A 19,983-nucleotide genomic window follows, 5' to 3' on the forward strand; every position below is an offset into this window, starting at 1 on the left:
GCGGTGATCATACCGGGACGCGCCAGGAACGCCAGAGATGGCCGTACCGGCCGTCGGCCGCGAGCAGTTCCTCGTGCGTGCCCTGCTCCACGATCCGGCCGTGGTCGAGCACCACGATCCGGTCCGCGCTCACCGCCTGGCTGAGCCGGTGCGCCACGATCAGCGTGGTCCGCCCCTGCGTGGCAGCGAGGGCCGCCCGGTCCAGGTCGCGGGCCCCGGCGCTGCCCGCCTCGGCGGTCGCCTCGTCGAGCACGGCGACGGCGGGCGCGGTGAGCACCAGCCGGGCCAGGGCGACCTGCTGGGCCTGGGCGGCGGTGAGCCGGTGGCCGCCCTCGCCCACCGGCGTCGCCAGCCCGTCCGGCAGGGCACGCAGCCAGGTGGTGGCGCCGACCCGCTCCAGCGCGTCGAGCAGCTCGGCGTCGGTCGCCTCCGGGGCGGCCAGGCGCAGGTCCTCGGCCAGCGGGCCGGCGAAGACGTGCACCTCCTGGCTGACCAGTGCCACGTCCCGCCGGGAGGTGGCCTCGCCCGTCCCGGTCAGCGGCGCGCCGTCGAGGCGTACCGATCCGTCGGTGGGCGCGATGATCCCGGCGGCGATGCCGGCGAGCGTGCTCTTGCCGGCGCCGCTGGCGCCGACGAGCGCGACCCGCTCCCCCGGCGCCAGGCGCAGCTCGACGTCGGCGAGCACCAGCGGCCCGTCGTCGTAGTGGTGCCGGCGCACCGTGACGTCCAGCGCGGCCGGGCCGCGCGGGCCGGCGGGCGGGGCGGCCGGGCCGGACGCGGTGGCCGGGCCGGTGTCGGGCAGGTTCGCCACGCCGACCAGCCGGGCGAGGCTCGCGCCGGCCTGCAGCACCGAGTCGGACTCCATCAGCAGCAGGCCGATCGGGTTGAACAGCCGGTGGAAGTAGAGCGCGGCGGTGGTCGCCGCGCCGACGGTGACCAGGTCGTCGCGGACCAGGAGGAACCCGGCGACGAGCACCGCGGCCAGGCCGAGGAACTCGGATCTGTTGATCCGCAGCCCGAAGCGGGTGTGCAGGTTGAAGATCTCCAGCGACAGGTCGCGGGCCAGGCCGGAACGCTCGGCGATCGCTGCCACGTGCGCGTCCTCGGTCCGGTACGCGCGCACCGTCGCCGCGCCGCGCAGCGCACCGGCCATCGCCTGCGTCCGCTCGCCGGTGGCGACCCGCTCGCGGGCGTAGTAGGGCATCGAGCGCCGCAGGTACCAGCGCAGCGCCAGCGCGTACGCGGGCGCGGCGACGAGCCCGGCGAGGCCGAGCCGCCAGTCCAGCGCGACCAGCCCGAACACGGTGAGCACGACGGACAGCAGCGCGCCGACGAACGCCGGGCCGCTCACCGCGATCACGTTCGTCACCACCGCCACGTCGTCGCCGACGCGGGCCAGCAGGTCGCCGGTGCCGGCCCGCTCCAGCGTCGCGGACGGCAGGTGCAGCGCCCGGTCGAGGACGCGCTCACGCAGCCGGGCCAGCACCGTCTCGCCGAGCCGGGACGCGAGCGCGGCGCCGAGCGCGGTGAGCAGGCCGGTGAGCACGGCGGCGGCGGCGATCACCGCCACCCGGCCGGCGATCCGGGAGGCCGGGGCGTCGGCGATGACGTCGTCGACCAGGCGGCCGAGCACCCAGGGTGCGACCAGGCCACCGGTGGCGGCGGCGACGAGCACCGTCGCCGCGGCGGCGCTGAGGCCGGGCCGGTCGCGGAACCGGGCGACGAGCGTGGTCCAGGTCTGGCGGGCGGACGCGACGGGCAGCAACGTCCGGCCGGGGGTACGCGGTTCGGCGGTCACCGCAGCGTCTCCTCGCGGTAGCGGGGGTCCTCGGCGAGCAGGCGCTCATGTGGTCCCTCGGCGGCGACCCGGCCGTCGGCGATCACCACCACCCGGTCGGTGATGCGCAGCAGGGCCGGGCTGCTGGTGATCAGCAGCGTGCCCCGGGGCGCCGCCCGGCGCGCTTCGGCCAGCCCGTCGGCGAGCTGCGCCTCGGTGGCCGCGTCGACGGCGGTGGTGGGGTCGTGCAGCACCAGCACGGGCGGGTCGGCGTGCAGCGCCCGGGCCAGTCCGAGCCGCTGGCGCTGTCCACCGGAGAGGTTCGCGCCCCGCTCGACGAGCCGGTGGTCGAGGCCGTCGGGGTGCCCGTCCACCACGTCCTGGGCGGCCGCCGCCCGGACGGCGGCGTGCAGCCGTGCCTGATCGGTACGGGCGCCGGCGGCGAGGTTCGCCGCCACGGTGCCCTCGAACAGCGTCACGTCGTGCGGTTCGACGAGCACGGTGCCGCGCAGCGCGTCGACGTGCAGGTCGTCGGCGGGCACGCCGTCGACACGCACGGTGCCCCGGCGCGCGTCCGGCGGCACCCGCCCGGACAGCAGCGCCACCAGCGTCTCGGCGTCGGCCGGGTCGTACGCGAGCACACCGACCACCTCGCCGGGGCCGACGCGCAGGTTCACCCCGTCCAGTCCGGCGTGCCCGACGTCGTCGAGGGCGAGCCGGGGCCCGTCCGGGTGTGCCGGGGCGGGCGCGTCGCCGGGCCGGGTGAGCGGCTCGGCGCCGAGCACGCGCGCCACCCGGGCGGCGGAGGCGCGGGCCATCGCGAACAGTTGCACGCACCAACCCATGGTCTGCACCGGCTCGGCGACGAACTGCGCGAGGCCGACCACTGTGACCAGCTCGCCGATGGTGAGCCGGCCGCGCAGGGCGAGCCAGCCGGCGACACCGGCGACCGCGGCGAGGAACAGGCCGTTGGCGGCGGTGGTGAGCCCGAGGTGCAGTCCCTTGGTGTTTGCGGCGCGCAGCGTCACGGCGAGCGCGTTGCGGCTGGCGGCGGCGTACCGGCCGGCGGCGTGGTGCTGGGCGCCGATGCCGCGCAGCACGCGCAGGCCGGAGACGAGGTCCACGGCGAGCGCGGTGGTCTCGGCGAGGGCCTCCTGCTGGGAGCTGCTGCGCCGGGACAGCAGCGGCGCCATCCGTTGCAGCACCAGGACCAGCACCGGTACGCCGACGAGCACGCCGAGCCCGAGCGGGACGTCGATGACCAGCAGCGCGGTCGCCGCGACGGTCAGCGCGGTCACCGCGGCGACACCGAACCCGGCGACCCGCACCACGTACGCGGAGAGTTCGGCGTCGGAGGCGGCGACCGAGAGCAGTTCACCGTCGCGCAGGCCGGAGCGGTGCCCGCGCGGGTCGAGCGCGCGCTCGGCGATCTCCACCCGGAGCAGGTGCGCCTCCCGTTCGACGGCGGCGAACGCCTGGCGGGCGCCGTTGCGGTAGGCGAACGCGAGCACGGCGAACAGGGCGGCGAGGCCGGCGACCGAGTACGCGAGCGCCCACGGGTCGCCGGTCACCACGGCGCGGTCGATGATGACGCCGATCGCCACCGGCACGAGCGCCTCGGCGACCTGGTGCAGGCCGAGCAGCGTCACGCCGATCAGCACCGGCCGTCGCTGCCGGCGCAACGCCTGACGCAGCACGTACCGGGCCGTGACGGCGCCGCCGGCGGGTTGCGGGGACACGAGGGGAGGCCTCCAAGGCTCGAAGTGAGGACAGCCTAACCTCAGCCCTCGCGGTGACCGAGTCGGGTGGCACGGCTCACCACGGTCTCCGCCAGCGGGGCCCGGTGACCGCCGGTAATGTTGATCAGGCCGAGAGTGCACCCATATGTCCGCTGCCCCGAGGAGCGACCATGCTCGATCACGCGTCCGGCCGCATCGACATCGCCCGCCTTCAGGAGACGCTCGACGGACCGTGGGCCGAGGTCCGCCGGGCTCACCGCGAACATCTCGACGAACGGTTCCTGCCGGTCTACGGCGAGACCGGCGACCAGGCGCGCGAGCGGATCACCCGGCTGCTCGGCGAACTCCCGGTCGAGCTGGGCATCGCCGCGGGCTTCCCGCCCGAGTACGGCGGCCGGTCCGACGTCGGCGCCTCGATCGTCGCCACCGAGATGCTCGCGCAGGTCGATCTGTCACTCATGGTGAAGGCCGGCGTGCAGTGGGGCCTGTTCGGCGGCGCGGTCGCCGCGCTCGGCACCAAGCGGCACCACGACGCCTACCTGCGGGACATCGTCTCCGGACGGATCTTCGGCTGCTTCGCGATGACCGAGACCGGCCACGGCTCGGACGTGCAGCAGCTACGCACCACCTGCGTGTACGACCCGCGGACGCAGACCTTCGACCTGCACACGCCGCACGAGGCGGCCCGCAAGGACTACATCGGCAACGCGGCCCGGGACGGGCGGATGGCCGTGGTCTTCGCCCAGCTCATCAGCGACGGGCGCCGCCACGGGGTGCACGCGTGGCTGGTGCCGATCCGCGACGAGCACGGCAACCCGATGCCCGGCGTGACCATCGGCGACGCCGGGCCCAAGGCCGGCCTGCTCGGCGTGGACAACGGGCGGCTCAGCTTCGACCACGTACGGGTGCCGCGGGACATGCTGCTGGACCGGTACGCGCAGGTGGCCGAGGACGGGACGTACTCCAGCCCGATCGAGAACGACTCCCGCCGGTTCTTCACCATGCTCGGCACGCTGGTGCGGGGCCGGGTCAGCGTGGGCGGCGCCGCGTCGGCGGCCACCAAGGCGGCGCTGGCCATCGCGGTGCGCTACGGCGACATCCGCCGCCAGTTCAGCGACGCCGAGGGCGACCGCGAGGTGCTGCTCAACGACTACCTGGCCCACCAGCGCAAGCTGCTGCCCGCGCTGGCCACCACGTACGCGCTGCACTTCGCCCAGACCGAGCTGGTCGCCGCGCTCGACGAGATCCAGGGCGGCGACGGGCCGGTCGACGAGCACCGGCAGCGGGAGCTGGAGTCCCGGGCCGCCGGACTCAAGGCGGCGCAGACCTGGCACGCCACACGCACCATCCAGATGTGCCGGGAGGCGTGCGGCGGCGCCGGCTACCTGTCGGAGAACCGGCTGCCCAGCCTCAAGGCCGACACCGACGTGTTCACCACGTTCGAGGGCGACAACACGGTCCTGCTCCAACTGGTCGCCAAGGGCATGCTGACCGGCTACCGGGACGAGTTCGGCTCGCTGGACGGCTGGGGGCGCGCCTCGTTCGTGGCCGAACAGGTACGCGAGATGGTGCTGGAGCGCACCGCCGCGCGGGCGCTCATCGCGCGGCTGGTCGGCGCGGTGCCGGGCCGGGACGACGAGGTCGCCGTCACCGACCGGGGCTGGCAGCTCAAGGTGTTCGAGGACCGCGAGGAGCACCTGCTGGACAGCGCGGTCCGCCGCCTGCGCGGTGGCGCCTCCACCAAGAAGGACCGTCCGTTCGACATCTTCAACGACGTGCAGGACCACGTCCTCGCCGTCGCCGCCGCGCACGTCGACCGGGTGACCCTGGAGGCGTTCGTGGCCGGCATCGACGCGACAGCCGACCCGGCGGTCAAGGAGCTGCTGTCCCGGCTCTGCGACCTGTACGCGCTGAGCGTCATCGAGGCGAACAAGGGCTGGCTGCTGGAGCACGGCCGGCTCACCCCGGCCCGGTCGAAGGCGATCACCGGCGTGGTGAACGGGCTGCTCAAGGAGCTGCGCCCGTACATGCGCACGCTGGTCGACGGCTTCGCCATCCCTGATGCGTGGCTGCACGCCGCGATCCTGCGCGAGGAGCCGGCACGCCAGGAGACGATGGCCGCCCACGACGCCACGGGCGACCCGCAGGCGGTCGCCGCGTAGCCGGCCGGCGCCACGGCCCCCGGTCAGCCGCCGGGGGCGGGCGCGGGTCGCGCCGGTGCCGGTGAACCGGGTGTGCCGGCCGGTTCGCCGCCGGCCGGCTGCGACGCGGCGTACGCGCCGGCGCCGATCGCCAGGTACAGCCCGCCGAACAGCCAGAACGCGGCGAACAGGAAGCCGCGCTCGGCCATCGCGGAGATCATGACGAGCGCGCCGGCCAGGGCGGTCACCGCGTACCCCGCCCGGATGCCGTACGCGCACAGCGCGCCGGCGACGAGGGGCCCGGCGATCCACAGCGCCGCGCCCACCCAGCCGACGCCGACCGAGCCACCTGCGGTCGCGACGGTCACGAGCACGCCGGGCATCGCCACGACGCCGCCGGTCAGGTAGCGCCACCAGCGTCCACCGGCGCCGCGCCGCATCGCCCACGGCACGAGCGCCGCCGCCCCGGCCACCAGCGCGAGCGGGAAGTAGTACAGCCCGATCTCGCCGGACGCGCAGGCGAACAGCGTCAGCGCCGCCGCGCCGGCGAACCGGGCCGCGCCGCGGGCCCGGCCCTGCAGCACGAGCGGCGCGGCCACGAGGAGCGCCGGCAGCAGCGTGAGCAGCGCGATGCCGGGGCCGAACCGCCGGACGACGCCCTGCTCGCCGGAGTCCGCGCCGAGCGGGTCCACCGGCACCGCGGACGGCAGCAGGAAGCTGACGCACACGGCGATCAGCACACCGGCGGCCACCGCGACCACTGACAGCGTCCGGGCGGCCCGCTCCGCGCCGTCCTGGACCGGCAGGCCCAGTTCCTCCCGCGCCTGGCCCGCCACCGCGCCCGGTGCACCGAGTCCGGCGAGGATCTCGGCGGTGTCGCGTCCGCTGTCGAGCGCGTCGGCGATGTGCGCGCGGACGTCCGCGACGATCTCGCGTGCCGCGTCCGGCGGGATCTCCGACAACTCCGCGTCGAGGGCCCGCAGATAGGTCTCCGCCGCCTCCGGGAGGCCGTCGTCGCTCATGTCTCCTCCGCCATCAGCTCGTCCACGTGCGGCTGGATCTCCCGCCACACCGCCGCGAACATCCGCAGGTGCGCCCGCCCCTGATCGGTGATCGTGTAGTACCGCCGGGCGTGCCCCTGCTCGGGCGCCACCCACCGGGTCTCCACCGTGCCCGCCTGCCGCATGCGGGCGAGCAGCGGATAGAGGCTGCCCTCACTCGCGGTCAGGTCGCGGACGGCGAGCCACTCGGCCAGTTCCAGGCCGTACATGTCGCGTCGCGAGAGCAACGCGAGCACGCAGTACTCCAGCACGCCCTTGCGGATGTTCGTGGTGATCCGCTCACGTGCGCCGTCCATGCGACGCAAGATACCTTGCTATGCAAGACATGTGGCGCGAGGGGTCCGCGGCACGCCGCGCTCGGCGCACCGCGGACCGGGGCCGGTCAGAGCGTCCGGTACGAGACGAAGGTGCCGCGCGTCGTCCAGCCCCGGAACAGGTCGTCCGGCGCGGCCTGCGGCGATTCGAGTGTCGGACATCGATCGACGTGCATTGACACATTTCGTTACGGCGGTGATAGTAACTGCAAAGCTCCCGCCGGTCCCTCCGCTGGGACGCATCGCGGCGGCGCCACACCGACGTGGCCGGCACACCGCCACCACCACCGTCCAGGGAGCGCCGTCACGACGTCCCCTGGAGGACGCATGAGAAGAAGATCGAAGATCTACGCGGGGCTGGCGGCCGCCCTCGTCCCGCTCGCCTCCGTGGTCGTGGCGCTCGGCGCGACACCCGCGGGCGCCGCGATCGGCGGCTCGGGGCCCTACCCCGCCGACTACGAGACCTCGTCGAGCCTGCCCAACCACACCATCTTCCGTCCCCAGACGCTCCCGTCCGAGCGCCTTCCCGTCCTGGTCTGGGGCAACGGTGCCTGCTCGGCGAACGGGCTGTCGCAGGGCAACTTCCTGCGCGAGATCGCCTCCCACGGCTTCCTCGCCATCGCCAACGGCGCACCGAACGGCTCCGGCTCCACGAACGCGCAGATGCTCACCCAGTCCATCGACTGGGCGGTGGCGGAGAACTCGCGGTCGGGGAGCAAGTACTACAACCGGATCGACACCACCAAGATCGCCGTGGCCGGGTTCTCCTGTGGCGGCGTCGAGGCGTACGCGGTCTCGAACGACCCGCGCATCACCACCACCGGCATCTTCAGCAGCGGCCTGCTCAACGACGCCGACGACTACCAGTTGCGGCGCCTGACCAAGCCGATCGCGTACTTCATCGGTGGGCCCAGCGACATCGCCTACCCGAACGCGATGGACGACTGGGGCAAGCTGCCGTCCGGGCTGCCCGCCTTCATGGGCAACCTGAACGTCGGGCACGGCGGCACGTACGACCAGCCCAACGGCGGCGAGTTCGGCCGGGTCGCGGTGCTCTATCTCAAGTGGCGCCTGAAGGGCGACATCAGCGCCGGCGCCAACTTCGTCGGCCCCGACTGCGGTCTGTGCCGCACGCAGTGGAGCGTCCAGCAGAAGAACCTGACGCTGGACGCGCCGCCACCCACCACTCCCCCGCCCACGACCCCACCGCCCACCACGCCGCCGCCGACCACACCGCCGCCCACCACCCCGCCGCCGGGCGGGGCCTCCTGCACCGCCGTCTACGCCGTCCAGGACCAGTGGAACGGCGGGTTCGTCGCAGGCGTGACGGTGACCGCGGGGAGCACCGCGCTGACCGGCTGGCGCGTCACGCTCACCCTGCCCGGCGGCGCCGCGATCAGCTCGCTGTGGAACGGCGTGCCCAGCGGCACCAGCGGCACCGTCACCGTGGCGAACCAGAGTTACAACGGACGGCTCGGCGCGGGGCAGAGCACCACCTTCGGCTTCCAGGGCACCGGGACCGGCGGCGGCGCCACCGCCACCTGCACCGGTAGCTGAACCATCTCGGCGGGGCCGGCGTCGTACGCCGGCCCCGCCGAGGTGAGTATCGTCTCGCCGGCACGCCCGGCCCCTGCCCGGTCCGTCGTGGACGGTCCGGACCGGCCTCGCGAAGACTGCCTGCTAGCGCGACCGGCGGTGGCCGAAGATGAACGGTACGCGCACCGGAAAGCCCTGCACCGTAAGCTTTTCGGCCATCCACACGAAGTTGACATGGTAGATGGTTGGGCTAGGGTTCCGCCGAACGGTTGTCACCGAGGCAGGTATCCGGTCACCACGAGGACGGCATGACGGCACAGTGCAGTGGCTTCGACATCCGCTTGCTGGGCAGTCTCCGGATCACGTTCGCCGGGCGGGAACTGCCACTGCGCTCGGCCCAGCGCCGGGCCGTCTTCAGCGCGCTGGCGCTCACCCCGGAACGGGGCCTGTCCCGGGACGAACTGATCTCCGCCGTCTGGGGTGACCATCCGCCGGCCAGCGCGACCGGCAACCTCTACACGTACGTCTCCGCCCTGCGCCGCATGCTCGAACCGGACCGCGACAGGTGGTCCTCCGGCCGGGTGCTCACCTCCGAGGGCGGCAGCTACCGGCTGCACGTCGACGCCGACGCCGTCGACGTGCACCGCTTCGAGCGGTTGCGCGAACGCAGCCGCGCACCCCGCGCCGCCGGGGACACGACGGGCGAACTGGCCGCGCTGGACGCCGCGCTGGCCGAGTGGCGAGGCGACGAGGCGCTCGTCGGCGTACCGGGACCGCGGGCGGCCGGCCACCGGATCCGGCTCGGCGAGCTGTACCTGACCACTGTGGAACGCCAGGCCGAGCTGATGCTGGGCCTCGGACGCGGCGCCGAGGTCGTCGACCGTCTGCTCGCGCTCGTCGACCGCCACCCGGCCCGGGAGAGCCTGTACGCGGTGGCGATGCGGGCGCTGGCCGCGCAGGGGCGTACCGCCGAGGCGCTCGCGCTCTACGCCACGCTGCGGGACCGGCTGGTCGAGGAGTCGGGCACCGAACCCGCCGCCGCCGTCCGGCAGATCCACGACCAGCTGTCCGGCGCCACCGCGGCCCCGGTACGCGGCCCGGGACCGGTCCCGGCCCGGCACCACGGTTTCCGGGGCCGTTCCGCCGCGCTGGCCCGGCTGCGCGCGGCGGTCACCGGCCTCGCCGGCGGACGCGGCGGCAGCATGTGGATCAGCGGTGAGGCGGGCATCGGCAAATCAGCGCTGCTGGCCGAAGGGCTCAGCGGCGCGGCGCCGCTCGGCGTCCAGGTCGGCTGGGCCGTCGGCGACGAGCTGGCGTACCGGATGCCGTTGAGCATCGTGCTGGAGTGCCTGTCCCTGGGCAACGACGCGGACGGCCTGCCCGCCTCGCTGCACGCCTGCACCGGCGGGGCACCACCGACCATGACCGTCATCGACACGGTCCAGCGGTTCGTGGTCGCGCGGTGCGCCGAACGGCCGCTGCTGCTGGTCCTGGACGACCTCCAGTGGGCCGACGACATGTCGCTGCTGGTCTGGCACGCGCTGCACAAGCTCACCACCCGGCTGCCGCTGCTGCTCGTCTCCGCCGCCCGCCCGGTCCCAGCCGGATACGAGGTGCGGCTCCTGCGCCGGGTGCTGCCCCGCGACGGCACCACGCTCGTCGACCTCGGTCCGCTCGACGACGACACCGCGACCGGCCTGGTAAGCGCCTGGTCCCGCCCACCCGGCCCGGGCCCCGGCACCGTGCGCTCGTTCGTCGCGGCGGCCGCCGGGAACCCGTACTACCTGCGGCATCTCGTACTCGCCGACCGGGACGGCCGGACCGCCGACACACCCGGACCGGAACTGACCGACGCGGTCTCCCGGCACCTGCAACCGCTCGCCGACGACACCCGCCAGTTGCTGCGGGCGATCGCGTTCCTCGGCAACAACTACCTGGTGGCCGACCTGGCCGCGGTCACCGGCAAGTCGGCGCCGGAACTCGTACCCGCGGTGGAGGAGGCGCTGGCCGCCGGGATCCTCGTCGAGGACGGGCGCCGCCTGCGGTTCCGGCATCCGGTCATCCGCCGGGTCCTGCGCGGCGCGATCCCGACCGCGCTGCGGGTGCTGATGCACAGGCAGTTCGCCCAGCGGCTCGCCGAGGCCGGCGGCGACCTCGGCCGGGTCGCGGGCCAGCTGCTGGCCGGGCCGGTGCCGGTCGACGCCTGGGTGCAGGACTGGCTGACCGCGCACGCCGCGCAGCTGGGCGCCACCGCACCCGCGCCCGCGATCGCGGTGCTGCGTCACGCCGTCGCCTCGCCCGGCCTGTCCGCGTCGTCCCGCGAGCTGCTCACCGCGGAACTGGCCCGGGTGCTGCACCGCTGCGGCCTGCCCGCCGGCGCCGAGGCGACCTGGGTGTCGGCGCACACCGGGGACGCCGCGACGCGCGCCGAGATGAACCGGATCGCCGGCCCGGACGGGCCGTCGGCGGACGTCGGCCCGGCGGTCGTCGGGCAGCGGTGAGGAGACTGCGCGTCACCGTTCTGGGCCCGGTACGCGCCTGGAACGGCGAGGTCGAGATCGACCTCGGACCGGCCCGGAGGCGGGCCCTGTTCGCGATGCTGGCCGCGAACGCCAACCGCCCGGTCACCCGCGCCGAGCTGATCCGGGCGCTGTGGGGCGAGTCGGCGCCGGGCGCCGCGGCGGGCAACATCTACACCTACGTCTCCGGTCTGCGGCGCGCCCTGGGCCCGGCCGGTGGGCTGCTGCGTTCCGGCCGGGCCGGATACACGCTGCGCCTCGAACCCGGCGCGCTGGACGCCGACCGGTTCGAGACGCTGTGCGAGGCGGCCGGGGCGCAGGCCGGCGCCGAGCGGCCCGGACCGGCCGTCGCCCTGCTCGACGAGGCGCTCGCGCTCTGGCGGGGCGAGGCGTACGCGAACGTCACCGGACTCTTCGCCGACCTCGACCGGCACCGCCTGGCCGAGCTGCGGATCGGCGCGGCGGAGCGACGGGCCCGGCTGGTGCTGGCCGGCGGCGGCGACGACGCGCTGATCGCCGACCTGACCGCGCTGGTCCGCGACCATCCCCTGCACGAGCCGTTCCACGAGCTGCTGATGCGCGCGCTGCACCGGGCCGGCCGGGGCACCGAGGCCCTGGACGTCTTCCACGCGGCGCGCCGGGTGCTCGTGGACGAACTCGGCGTCGAGCCCGGCCCTGCGCGAACTGCAGAGCCGCATCCTCGCCGAGCCGGCGCCGCCCGTACCTGTGGCACCGGCAGCGGTGGCGGCGCCCGCCGCGCCGCCCGTAGCGCGACGGGGACGCCTGGTCGGACGCGACGCCGAGCTGGCGCTGCTGCGCGACCTCCTGGACGCGGTGGGCGAGGGCCGCAGCGCGATCGTGTGGATCGAGGGCGAGCCGGGCATCGGCAAGTCCGCGCTGCTCGACGCGGCGCTGCACGAGGCGCGGGCCCGCGGCCACCGGATCGCGCGCGGCAGCGCCGAGGAACTCAGCAGCCGCATCCCGCTGCACGTGATGCGCCGGGCGCTGCGCCTGGAGGGCGCGCCGCACGACCCGGCCGCTGCCGTCGACCGGGTGCTCGACCACGTCCGCGGGCTCACCGCGACGGGCCCGCTGGTGCTGGCCGTCGACCACCTCCAGTGGGCCGACGAGGTGAGCCTGCTGGCCTGGGAGCGGCTGGCCGCGCTGACCCGGTGGCTGCCGCTGCTGCTCGTCGCGACCGCCCGGCCCGAACCGGGCCGGCGCGACCTGGCCCGGGTGCGGCGGGGTGTGAGCACCCGCGACGGGCACCTGATCCGGCTCACCCCCCTGCCCCCGTCGGACATCGAGCAGATCTTCGGCCGGACGGTGGGCGTGCCGCCCCGGCGCCACGCTGCGGTCGCTGGCGCCGCTGACCGCCGGCAACCCGCTGTACGCCCGGGAACTGGTCAGCGGCCTCGTCGCCGAGGACGGGGTACGCGTCGTCGACGGGCTCGCCGAGGTCGACGCGCGGGCCGACGACATGCCGCGCGCGCTGCTGGACACCGTGCGGGCCAGCCTCGACCACCTCTCCCCCGGCGCCCGCGAGTCGTTGCGTTACGCCGCCCTGCTCGGCGACGAGTTCGCCGTCGCCGAGGTCGCGGCGGTCACCGGGAGGTCGCCGTTCGACCTGATGGCCGAGCTGGAGGAGGCCGTCGCCGCCGACGTCCTCGTGGACGCGGGCAGCGAGCTGGCGTTCCGGCAACCGGTGCTGCGGCGGGCGCTCGCCGGCAGCATCCCCGCCGCGCTGCGGCCGACGCTGCACCGGCACGCCGCACAGGCGCTCGCGGACAACGGCGGGGCCGTCACCCGGGTCGCCGACCACCTGCTCGCCGGGCCGCCCGAGGTGGACGAGTGGCTGGTGGACTGGCTGGTCGCGCACGGCGCCGAGCTGTCCCGGCGCGCCCCGGAGGCGGCCCGCGAGCTGGTACGCCGGGCCCTGGCGGGACACCGGCTGCCGCAGGCGCAGCGGGCGGCGCTCGCCGCCCTGCGCGACGGTCTCGACCGGTAAAGCCTCAGCGCAGCCCCGGTACGCCCACGAACCGGCGGGCGGCGGCCGCCGGGACCGGCGTACCCGGACCGGTGCGGCGCGCCAGGTGCTGGCGCAGGGCGGCAAGGGCGAGAGCGTCGAAGCGCGCCCGCCCGTCCACCGGCGGCTCCTCCACCGCCAGTTCCCGCACCAGCAGCCGGGCGGGGACACCGGCGTCCGGCTCCTGCACCTGGAGCACCGTGAACGCGGTACCGGGGAGGAACAGGACCCGGGCCGGCACGCCGTCGGCGGTCTCGAACGCCGCCGTGCGCCGCGCGGTGGCCGACCAGATCAGCACCTCGACCGTGCCCGGCAGGTCGGCGGGCGGCTCGGCGAGCGCGTTGGTGAACCCCCAGTCGGTGAGCACCCGGCGCTGCGCGATCCGCCGCAAGTCCACAGTGGTCAGCTCGGCACCGGCGTACGCGACGCCGCGGTGCACCGGCAACCGGCGTACGCCCGCCGACACGCACCTGGCGAACGGCACGTGACCGCCCGGCTCGGCGGACCGCAGCGCCTGGTCGAGGCCGTCGCCGGCGGCGGAGAGGTAGAGGCGGACCGCCGTCGCGTACTCCACCGCATCGGCGCCGGCCGCGAGCGCCGGATGCGCGGCGAGCGCGTCCGCCACGTCGGCGGCGACGGCGGCGATCTCCCGGCGGAACGCCCGCCGGAACCAGGTCCGCTCCTCGTCCAGGTCCGGGCCGGGGCGTACGCCCCGCGCGTCGTCGCCGGGGGTGCGCTGGAAGCGGACGGGCGCCGGTGCGGGGCGGTGTACCGGCAGCGTCATCGTCGGACTGGTCGCCCAGCCCGCGCCGCCGCCGAGCACCGGCCCGGCCACGTCCCGCGCCGCCGCATCCGGTCCGTTCGCGGCCGGCCCGATGTCGTCGAGCCCGGCCGCCTCCGCCCCGACGACGCTCAGCCCGGCCGCGACCGGCCCGGCCCCGTGAGGCCCGGCCACGTTCGTCCCGGCCACGTTCGTCCCCGCCGAGTGAAGCCCGGCCGCCTCCGACCCTGGGCCGGGAAGCCCGGAGCCGTCCGGCAGGGTCGTGTCCGGCGGGACGGCAGGACGTGCGACTGCGGGAACGGCAGCGGCCACCTCGGCGGCCGACGGCGCGGGCGGGCCCGCCACGGCGACGGGCACCGGCGCCGGGACGGGCGCCGGCGCCGGCGCCGACGGTGCGGGAGGCAGTCCGGCGGCGTGACCCGTCGTGTGCCGGTACGTCCCGGCCTCGATCCCGCGTGCCGAGAGCCCCGGGCGTCCCGGCGCCACGAGCGAGGACGGCTGCACCGCCGCGCGCTTGCGGGTCGCCGGATCCAGCCGCGCGGCCAGGTCACCGGCCAGTTCCCGGTGGCGGTCCGCCGCGGCCGGCGCCGGGTCGTCCACGACGAGCCGGACGCGGTTCGGGTCCATCGGTACCGCGCGGATCCGGTCGGCGTGCCGGGGTGGCTCCGGGCCGCGCAGCCAGAGGCCGGACGGGATCACCTCGACCACCGCGTCGTGGGCGTACTGGTAGACGCGCGGGCCGACCGGCTCGCCGAGTTCCGGCGGCGCACGGTGGCGCAGGATGCGCGGCGCCACCGCCTTCGCCCCGAGGGTCTCCCGGGGCCGGTAGGCCAGTTCCTCGGCGAAGACCTGCCAGCCGGGCCGCCCGTCGGCGTCGACTGTGAACAGGGCCGGGCCGTCCGGGCGGCCGCTCGGCACGCCGGTGAAGACCCGCACCGGGCAGCGCAGCAGGTCGGCCAGCGCCTGCCCGAACGGCTCACCGTCGGGCAGCGCGACCGGGCCGTACTGGACGAACCGGGCGTGCTCGCGCCCCTCGGGCGCCAGGCCGCGCCAGAACCGGGCGATGTCGTCCAGGCGCAGCGGCGCCGTCCCGGGGCAGCCGACCAGGACCGGCATGGCGTCCGGCAGGCACGGCATCGTCGAGGTGAGGTGGCTTCCGTGTACGGCGACGGCGGCCTCGTCGCGGCTCTCCCGGAGCCAGACGCCGCCGGGCAGCGGCTCGGCGGCGCAGGTCGAACTGATCGTCAGGTGGTCGACGGCGGCGCCGTCCCAGGCCGGTACGGGATAGCGCTTCGACTGCCAGACCGGCGTGTGGCCGCGCCGGTAGCAGACCCAGCCACCGAGATCCGTCGCGTGCACGAACAGCAGTCCCGCCGCGCCCGGGATCATCCGTCCGAACGGGGCGATCACCGGCCGGCCCAGCCGGTCGGAGAGCCACTGGCCGGCGAGCGCCCCGGTCTCCGGGCGGGCGCCGCAGACCACCAGCCGGATGCCCCGGCGCAGGCGCTGCCGGCGCAGCTCGGTCGCGACCGTGTCCCAGATGTCGAACGGCAGCTCGTGTTGCAGGTCCAGGATCACGATGTCGTTGTCGGGATCCCGGTCCACCGACAGCGCGACCGTACGGGCCTCCGTGCTGATCCGCTCGCTGGCGTGCAGCACCAGGGCGTTGCCGACGGTGTGGCGCGTGATCACCTCAGATCATGCCGGAGCGCAGGGCGTAGGCCACCGCGTGCGAGCGGTTGCGCAGCTTCAGCCGGTGGTTGAGGCCGTAGATGACGTTCTTCACCGTGCGTTCGGAGTAGCGCAGCTCGTCGGCGATCTCGTTGGTGTCGAAGCCCTCGGCCATCAGCCGCAGCACGTCGATCTCGCGCGCGGTCAGGCCGGAGGCGTTGAGCCCGTTGGGGTTGAGCACGTCGCGCTGGAGCCGTTCGATGTGCTTGAGCAGTTCGCCCACCAGGTTCGGGGGCAGCACGCCGCCGCCGGAGGCGGCCGCCCGGACGCTGTGCACGAGGCGTTCGGCGGTGACCGCCGCGCGTGGCAGGACGGCCACGACCCGGCACTCCACGGCGGTGAGGAGTTCCTGTTCGCTGACCTCGGTGGTGATCAGGACGACCGGGGCGCCGATCTCGGTCGCCGCGAGGCGCAGCATCGCGATCACGTCGGTGGTGAGCCGCTCGGCGGCGACGACGAGGACCTGCGCCCGCGTCCGGTCCGCGCTGTCCAGCAGCGTGATGTCGGAGCGCGACCGGAGGTGGGCGGTCAGGCCGGTGTGGGTCAGCGGGTCGGGCGCGTGCACAAAGACGGCAACTTGCTCCACAGCCATCTCCATCACTGTCAGTAGGGGCTGACAGTCTCATGGAGGGTCCTTCAGGAAATCTCCACACTCTCTTTCCCGAGGGCGCCCAGCCGTGAAGATCTGCCCATAGCCGCTGGTCAGACTTTTTTCAGTCAGTGAAGATTGATTTCGACGGGGCCCATCTTCTCCGTCGCGAGCTTCCCGGCGTTCGCGGCAGCGGTCTGGATCGCCTCCATGATCGCCGTCTGCAACGACGCTGCGTCACGCTGCTCGTACACCCTCGGGTCGACCCGGACGGCCTGGACCTTGCCGAGACCGCTGGCCATGACCACGACAGTGGCGTCCTGCGAGCGGCCGGTGACGATCGCCCGCTCCAGCTCCGCCTGCGCGTTGCGCATCTGGTCCTCCAGGCGCTGCGCGTTCTCCATGAACTCCTGGAACGAGGGGGGAACGGGCTTGGACTCGGGCTGCATGCCGGGCCTTTCTGTGTGGGACGGTCGTGGTGGTCAGCCGACGGCGGCCAGGCCGCCGAGCCGCTCGCCGGCCGCCGGGCCGGGCGCGGCCAGGTCGGCGAGCGCGAGGGTACGGGAGCCGGTGCGCCGGGTCAGCGCGAGCGAGAACTGGTGGGCGGCGTGGACGGTGCGCTCGGGCAGCCGGCCGGCGAGCTGCGTCAGCGCGGCCCGGACGTCGTCGGGCACCTCGTGGCCCCGCCGCACCAGGTGCCGCAGCACGATCGCGGCCAGCTCGTCGGTGCTGAACTCCGGCACCGACCACTGCTGGCCGAACACCTCGTTCACCGCCGGCACCGCGGCCCGCAGGCTCGCCAGGGCCGCCTCCTCGCCGGTCAGCACCACCACCGGATCACCGAGCCGGGAGCGCATCCGGCCCACCAGCGCCTCGGCGATCTCCGGCGCGACGCCGGAGGCGTCGTCGACGTAGTCGAGCTGGAGCACGCCACCGGCCGCGTCGTCGAGGACCGCGTCCACCAGGCTGCCCGCCTGGCCGGGCCACTGCGGCGCCAGTTCCCGGCTCGTGCTCACCCGCACCAACTGGCCGACCGGCACCAGGCCCAGCTCCGACAGGCATGCCGCGTAGAGCCGGGCGTACTCGCTGCGGCCGCTGCCGGCCCGGCCGCCGAGCAGCACGTTGCCGGTGCGTCCGGGGCCGCGTCGGCGGTTGCGTCCCTCGCAGAGCTGCAACAGCGTCTGCCCGGCCGCCTCCTTGACCCGCTGCCCGCCGACCAGGCCGCAGATCCGCTTCCAGCTGCGGGCCGCGTTTATCGCACCGGTCGGGTCGGTCGCCGCGTCGGGCTGCTCGCCCTGCTCGACCGGCAGGTCCTCCAGCAGCGCCAGCTCGGGTTCGACGTCGGCGGCGGTGAGCCGGTTGAGCTCGTTGTCCTTCGTGGGCGGCGTGGTCGCCAGGCGCGACGCCTGGTTGTTGATCAGCGCCTCGAACAGCTTGCGGGCCACCCGGCCGTTGCCGAACGTGGCGTTCTTCGGCACCCGGGTGAAGTACGCGGTGAGCGCCTCCACCGCGTCGTCGGTCAGCTCGTAGTAGTGCTTGCTGACCAGATTCGAGGTGATGGTGACGAGTTCCTCGACGGAGTAGTTGGGGAACTCGATGGTGCGGGTGAACCGCGACGCCATGCCGGGGTTGGAGGCGAGGAACTGCTCCATCAGCTCGGAGTAGCCCGCGACGATCACCACCAGCTCGTCGCGGTGGTCCTCCATCATCTTCATCAGCGCGTCGATGGCCTCCTGGCCGAAGTCCGGCCCGGAGCCGCCCGAGCCGCTGGACAGCGTGTACGCCTCGTCGATGAAGAGCACGCCGCCGAGCGCCTTGGTGACCAGCTCGGTCGTCTTGATCGCGGTGGAGCCGATGTACTGGCCCACCAGGTCGGCCCGCGCCGCCTCCACCATGTGGCCCTTGGACAGGATGCCGAGTTCCTTGAGCACCGAGCCGTACAGGCGGGCCACTGTGGTCTTACCGGTGCCGGGCGGCCCGGCGAAGACCAGGTGCCGGCTCATCGGCGGCATCGGCAGGCCCATCTGGAGCCGGACCTGCGACATCTTGATCAGGTTGATCAGCGCGGTGACCTCCTGCTTCACCCCGCGCAGGCCGATCAGCCCGTTCAGCTCGCGAAGCGGCTCGCTCAGCTCGTCCGCGCCGTCCTCCGCCGTACCCCCGTCGTCGGCGACCGGGGCCGGCGCGGCGGCCGGCGGGCCGGCGGGCGCCGGGGTGGCCTGCGGGCGGCCCACCGTCAGCGCCTCGGTCGTCACTGTGGCGCCGGGCGCGCGGCGGACGTCCTCGGCGCCGCTGTCGCGCACCACGCACCGGGTGAGCGCCACCGGCTCCACGGTGTCCACGCCGATGCCGGCCGCGCCGCTGCCGAGCACCTCCCCGTCGCTCACCGACCCCCGGGAGCCCGCCTCGAAGACGATCCCGTCGGCCCGGGCCTCCCGCACCCGGGTCTGCGTGACGGTCGCCGACCCGGTGACCCGCAGGCCGTCGCGGGCCGCGCCGACGATCTCGCTGTCCCCGAGCCGGAGCGTGCCCTCGGCCAGCGCGCCGGAACCGCGCAGCAGGGCCGCGCGCAGCGTCAGGTCCGCGCCGGTCCCCACCCGGACGCAGGCCGCGCCGGTGCCGGTGAGGCGCGCCTCGTGGACGACGCCCCGCGCCGGCCCGGTCAGCGCGAGCGCCGTCGCCTCGCCCGCGTCCACCACCAGGTCGGTGCCCTCCAGCGAGGCGCCGTCCTGGACCAGCACCCCGCCGCCGGTGGTGATCTCGGCGCGCAGCCGCTGGAGCACGACAGCCGACTCACCGGCGAGCACGGCGACGTGGTCGCGCGTGCCCCGCACGGTCAGCCCGAGGAACCGGGGCGCGCCGCCGTTGACGGCGATGCCCACCGGCGCGTCCTCGACCGTGCAGTCGGTGAAGGTCGGCCGGCCACCAGCGAGCACCTGCACGGCGGTGTGGCCGGCGCCGCCGAACGTGCAGTTCCGGAACTCCGGCGACGCGCCCTCGGCGATGTGCGCCGACTGCACCGCGGCGCCGGTGAACGTCGAGTCGCTGATCTGCACGTCCGCCTCGCCGCGGACGAAGACGTCGACGTTGCCGCTGCCGGTGACGGACAGGCCGCGGATGCGGGCCCAGGCCCGCTGCTCGACCACCAGGGCGGGCTTGCCGGCACCGGTGATCTCGCACTGCTCGATGGTGAGCCGGGCGTCGCCGCCGACGCACACGCTGTTCGCACCCGCCGTCCGCAGGCGGCACCGGCGCAGCGTCAGCGCGCTCTGCTCGCCTGCCACCACGCTGCTCGTGGCGACGTCGTGGACGTCGGTGTCCTCGATCGTGCTCGACCCGGCCGACATCACCACCACGCCCGCGCCGGCCGAGCTGGTCACGTCGCAGCCGCGCAGCGCGACGGTGCCCTGCATGCGGGCCAGCAGCGTCACCCAGGAGGCGCCGCTGACCCGGCAGTCGTCGAGCGCCACCTCGCCCGCGTACACGTCGACCGCCGCCAGCGTCGTGTCGGCGCTGCTGAGCGTGATGCCGCGCAGCTGGGCGCCCTCACCGCGGACGACGAGGACGCTGCCCTCCTCCACGTGCACCTCGACGGTGCCGGGCTGGGCCGCGCTGATCGTCACCCGGTCGCCGACCACCAGCTTTTCGACGTACCGGCCGGGGTGGACGTCGATGGTGGCGCCGGGCTCGGCCCGGGCCAGCGCGGAGCCGATCGTCGGATAGGACCCCGGCTTCCGGTCGCCCACCACAAGAACCTGCCGACTCACCG

At 75.0% G+C, this 19,983-nt stretch carries 12 protein-coding genes and 2 pseudogenes; 6 read left to right on the top strand and 8 right to left on the bottom strand.

The window, feature by feature from the left end:
• Window positions 1–7 precede the first annotated feature (7 nt).
• Both SM452_RS25950 and SM452_RS25955 read right to left on the bottom strand, forming a co-directional pair.
• On the bottom strand, window positions 8–1,798 hold the full coding sequence (locus tag SM452_RS25950) for an ABC transporter ATP-binding protein (protein WP_463840889.1): 1,791 nt from the start codon (window positions 1,796–1,798) through the stop codon (window positions 8–10).
• Complete coding sequence (locus tag SM452_RS25955; RefSeq protein ID WP_463840890.1) at window positions 1,795–3,516, bottom strand: ABC transporter transmembrane domain-containing protein; 1,722 nt, start codon at window positions 3,514–3,516, stop codon at window positions 1,795–1,797. Before SM452_RS25955 ends, SM452_RS25950 begins: the two co-directional genes overlap by 4 nt.
• A gap of 170 nt (window positions 3,517–3,686) precedes the next feature.
• Here SM452_RS25955 and SM452_RS25960 point away from each other — a divergent pair, with 170 nt between their 5' ends.
• On the top strand, window positions 3,687–5,678 hold the full coding sequence (locus tag SM452_RS25960; RefSeq protein WP_463840891.1) for an acyl-CoA dehydrogenase family protein: 1,992 nt from the start codon (window positions 3,687–3,689) through the stop codon (window positions 5,676–5,678).
• Between the two features lie 23 nt (window positions 5,679–5,701).
• Here the strand turns inward: SM452_RS25960 and SM452_RS25965 are convergent, their stop codons facing one another.
• Both SM452_RS25965 and SM452_RS25970 read right to left on the bottom strand, forming a co-directional pair.
• Complete coding sequence (locus SM452_RS25965) at window positions 5,702–6,679, bottom strand: DUF1700 domain-containing protein (RefSeq protein ID WP_463840892.1); 978 nt, start codon at window positions 6,677–6,679, stop codon at window positions 5,702–5,704.
• Window positions 6,676–7,014, bottom strand: coding sequence for a PadR family transcriptional regulator (locus SM452_RS25970; RefSeq protein ID WP_262015014.1), 339 nt, complete (start codon window positions 7,012–7,014; stop codon window positions 6,676–6,678). Before SM452_RS25970 ends, SM452_RS25965 begins: the two co-directional genes overlap by 4 nt.
• Before the next feature lie 345 nt (window positions 7,015–7,359).
• Here SM452_RS25970 and SM452_RS25975 point away from each other — a divergent pair, with 345 nt between their 5' ends.
• From SM452_RS25975 to SM452_RS25995, 5 genes and pseudogenes are all read left to right on the top strand, one after another.
• Window positions 7,360–8,589 (top strand): cellulose binding domain-containing protein, encoded by a 1,230-nt coding sequence (locus SM452_RS25975; RefSeq protein ID WP_262015015.1) that lies wholly within the window; start codon window positions 7,360–7,362, stop codon window positions 8,587–8,589.
• A gap of 287 nt (window positions 8,590–8,876) precedes the next feature.
• Window positions 8,877–11,069 (top strand): BTAD domain-containing putative transcriptional regulator, encoded by a 2,193-nt coding sequence (locus tag SM452_RS25980; RefSeq protein ID WP_355510727.1) that lies wholly within the window; start codon window positions 8,877–8,879, stop codon window positions 11,067–11,069.
• Between the two features lie 95 nt (window positions 11,070–11,164).
• Window positions 11,165–11,707: pseudogene (locus SM452_RS25985) on the top strand (AfsR/SARP family transcriptional regulator); the annotation flags it as partial.
• 214 nt (window positions 11,708–11,921) lie between these two features.
• Window positions 11,922–12,221: pseudogene (locus tag SM452_RS25990) on the top strand (ATP-binding protein); the annotation flags it as partial.
• A gap of 346 nt (window positions 12,222–12,567) precedes the next feature.
• A complete protein-coding gene (locus SM452_RS25995) occupies window positions 12,568–13,095 on the top strand; it encodes a hypothetical protein (RefSeq protein WP_463840893.1) in 528 nt (175 codons plus the stop codon).
• 4 nt (window positions 13,096–13,099) lie between these two features.
• Here the strand turns inward: SM452_RS25995 and SM452_RS26000 are convergent, their stop codons facing one another.
• From SM452_RS26000 to SM452_RS26015, 4 genes are all read right to left on the bottom strand, one after another.
• The gene (locus SM452_RS26000) at window positions 13,100–15,586 is read right to left on the bottom strand and encodes a hypothetical protein (RefSeq protein WP_463840894.1); all 2,487 of its coding nucleotides are present in this window, start codon (window positions 15,584–15,586) and stop codon (window positions 13,100–13,102) included.
• A gap of 1 nt (window position 15,587) precedes the next feature.
• The gene (locus SM452_RS26005; RefSeq protein ID WP_194802792.1) at window positions 15,588–16,223 is read right to left on the bottom strand and encodes a helix-turn-helix transcriptional regulator; all 636 of its coding nucleotides are present in this window, start codon (window positions 16,221–16,223) and stop codon (window positions 15,588–15,590) included.
• Window positions 16,224–16,342: 119 nt separating this feature from the next.
• A complete protein-coding gene (locus SM452_RS26010) occupies window positions 16,343–16,663 on the bottom strand; it encodes a YbaB/EbfC family nucleoid-associated protein (RefSeq protein ID WP_355510735.1) in 321 nt (106 codons plus the stop codon).
• 33 nt (window positions 16,664–16,696) lie between these two features.
• Window positions 16,697–19,981, bottom strand: a complete 3,285-nt coding sequence (locus SM452_RS26015) for a right-handed parallel beta-helix repeat-containing protein (RefSeq protein ID WP_463840895.1) — start codon at window positions 19,979–19,981, stop codon at window positions 16,697–16,699.
• Window positions 19,982–19,983: the final 2 nt, after the last annotated feature.

Source organism: Micromonospora sp. SYSU B005 (genome assembly GCF_055362685.1).

Excerpts from the sequence above, each read along its gene's own strand:
- SM452_RS25960 (WP_463840891.1), top strand. The coding sequence starts at position 3,687 with ATGCTCGATCACGCGTCCGGCCGCATCGACATCGCCCGCCTTCAGGAG.
- SM452_RS25980 (WP_355510727.1), top strand. The coding sequence starts at position 8,877 with ATGACGGCACAGTGCAGTGGCTTCGACATCCGCTTGCTGGGCAGTCTC.
- SM452_RS26005 (WP_194802792.1), bottom strand. The coding sequence starts at position 16,223 with ATGGAGATGGCTGTGGAGCAAGTTGCCGTCTTTGTGCACGCGCCCGAC.
- SM452_RS25965 (WP_463840892.1), bottom strand. The coding sequence starts at position 6,679 with ATGAGCGACGACGGCCTCCCGGAGGCGGCGGAGACCTATCTGCGGGCC.
- SM452_RS25975 (WP_262015015.1), top strand. The coding sequence starts at position 7,360 with ATGAGAAGAAGATCGAAGATCTACGCGGGGCTGGCGGCCGCCCTCGTC.
- SM452_RS25995 (WP_463840893.1), top strand. The coding sequence starts at position 12,568 with ATGCCGCGCGCGCTGCTGGACACCGTGCGGGCCAGCCTCGACCACCTC.
- SM452_RS25970 (WP_262015014.1), bottom strand. The coding sequence starts at position 7,014 with ATGGACGGCGCACGTGAGCGGATCACCACGAACATCCGCAAGGGCGTG.
- SM452_RS26010 (WP_355510735.1), bottom strand. The coding sequence starts at position 16,663 with ATGCAGCCCGAGTCCAAGCCCGTTCCCCCCTCGTTCCAGGAGTTCATG.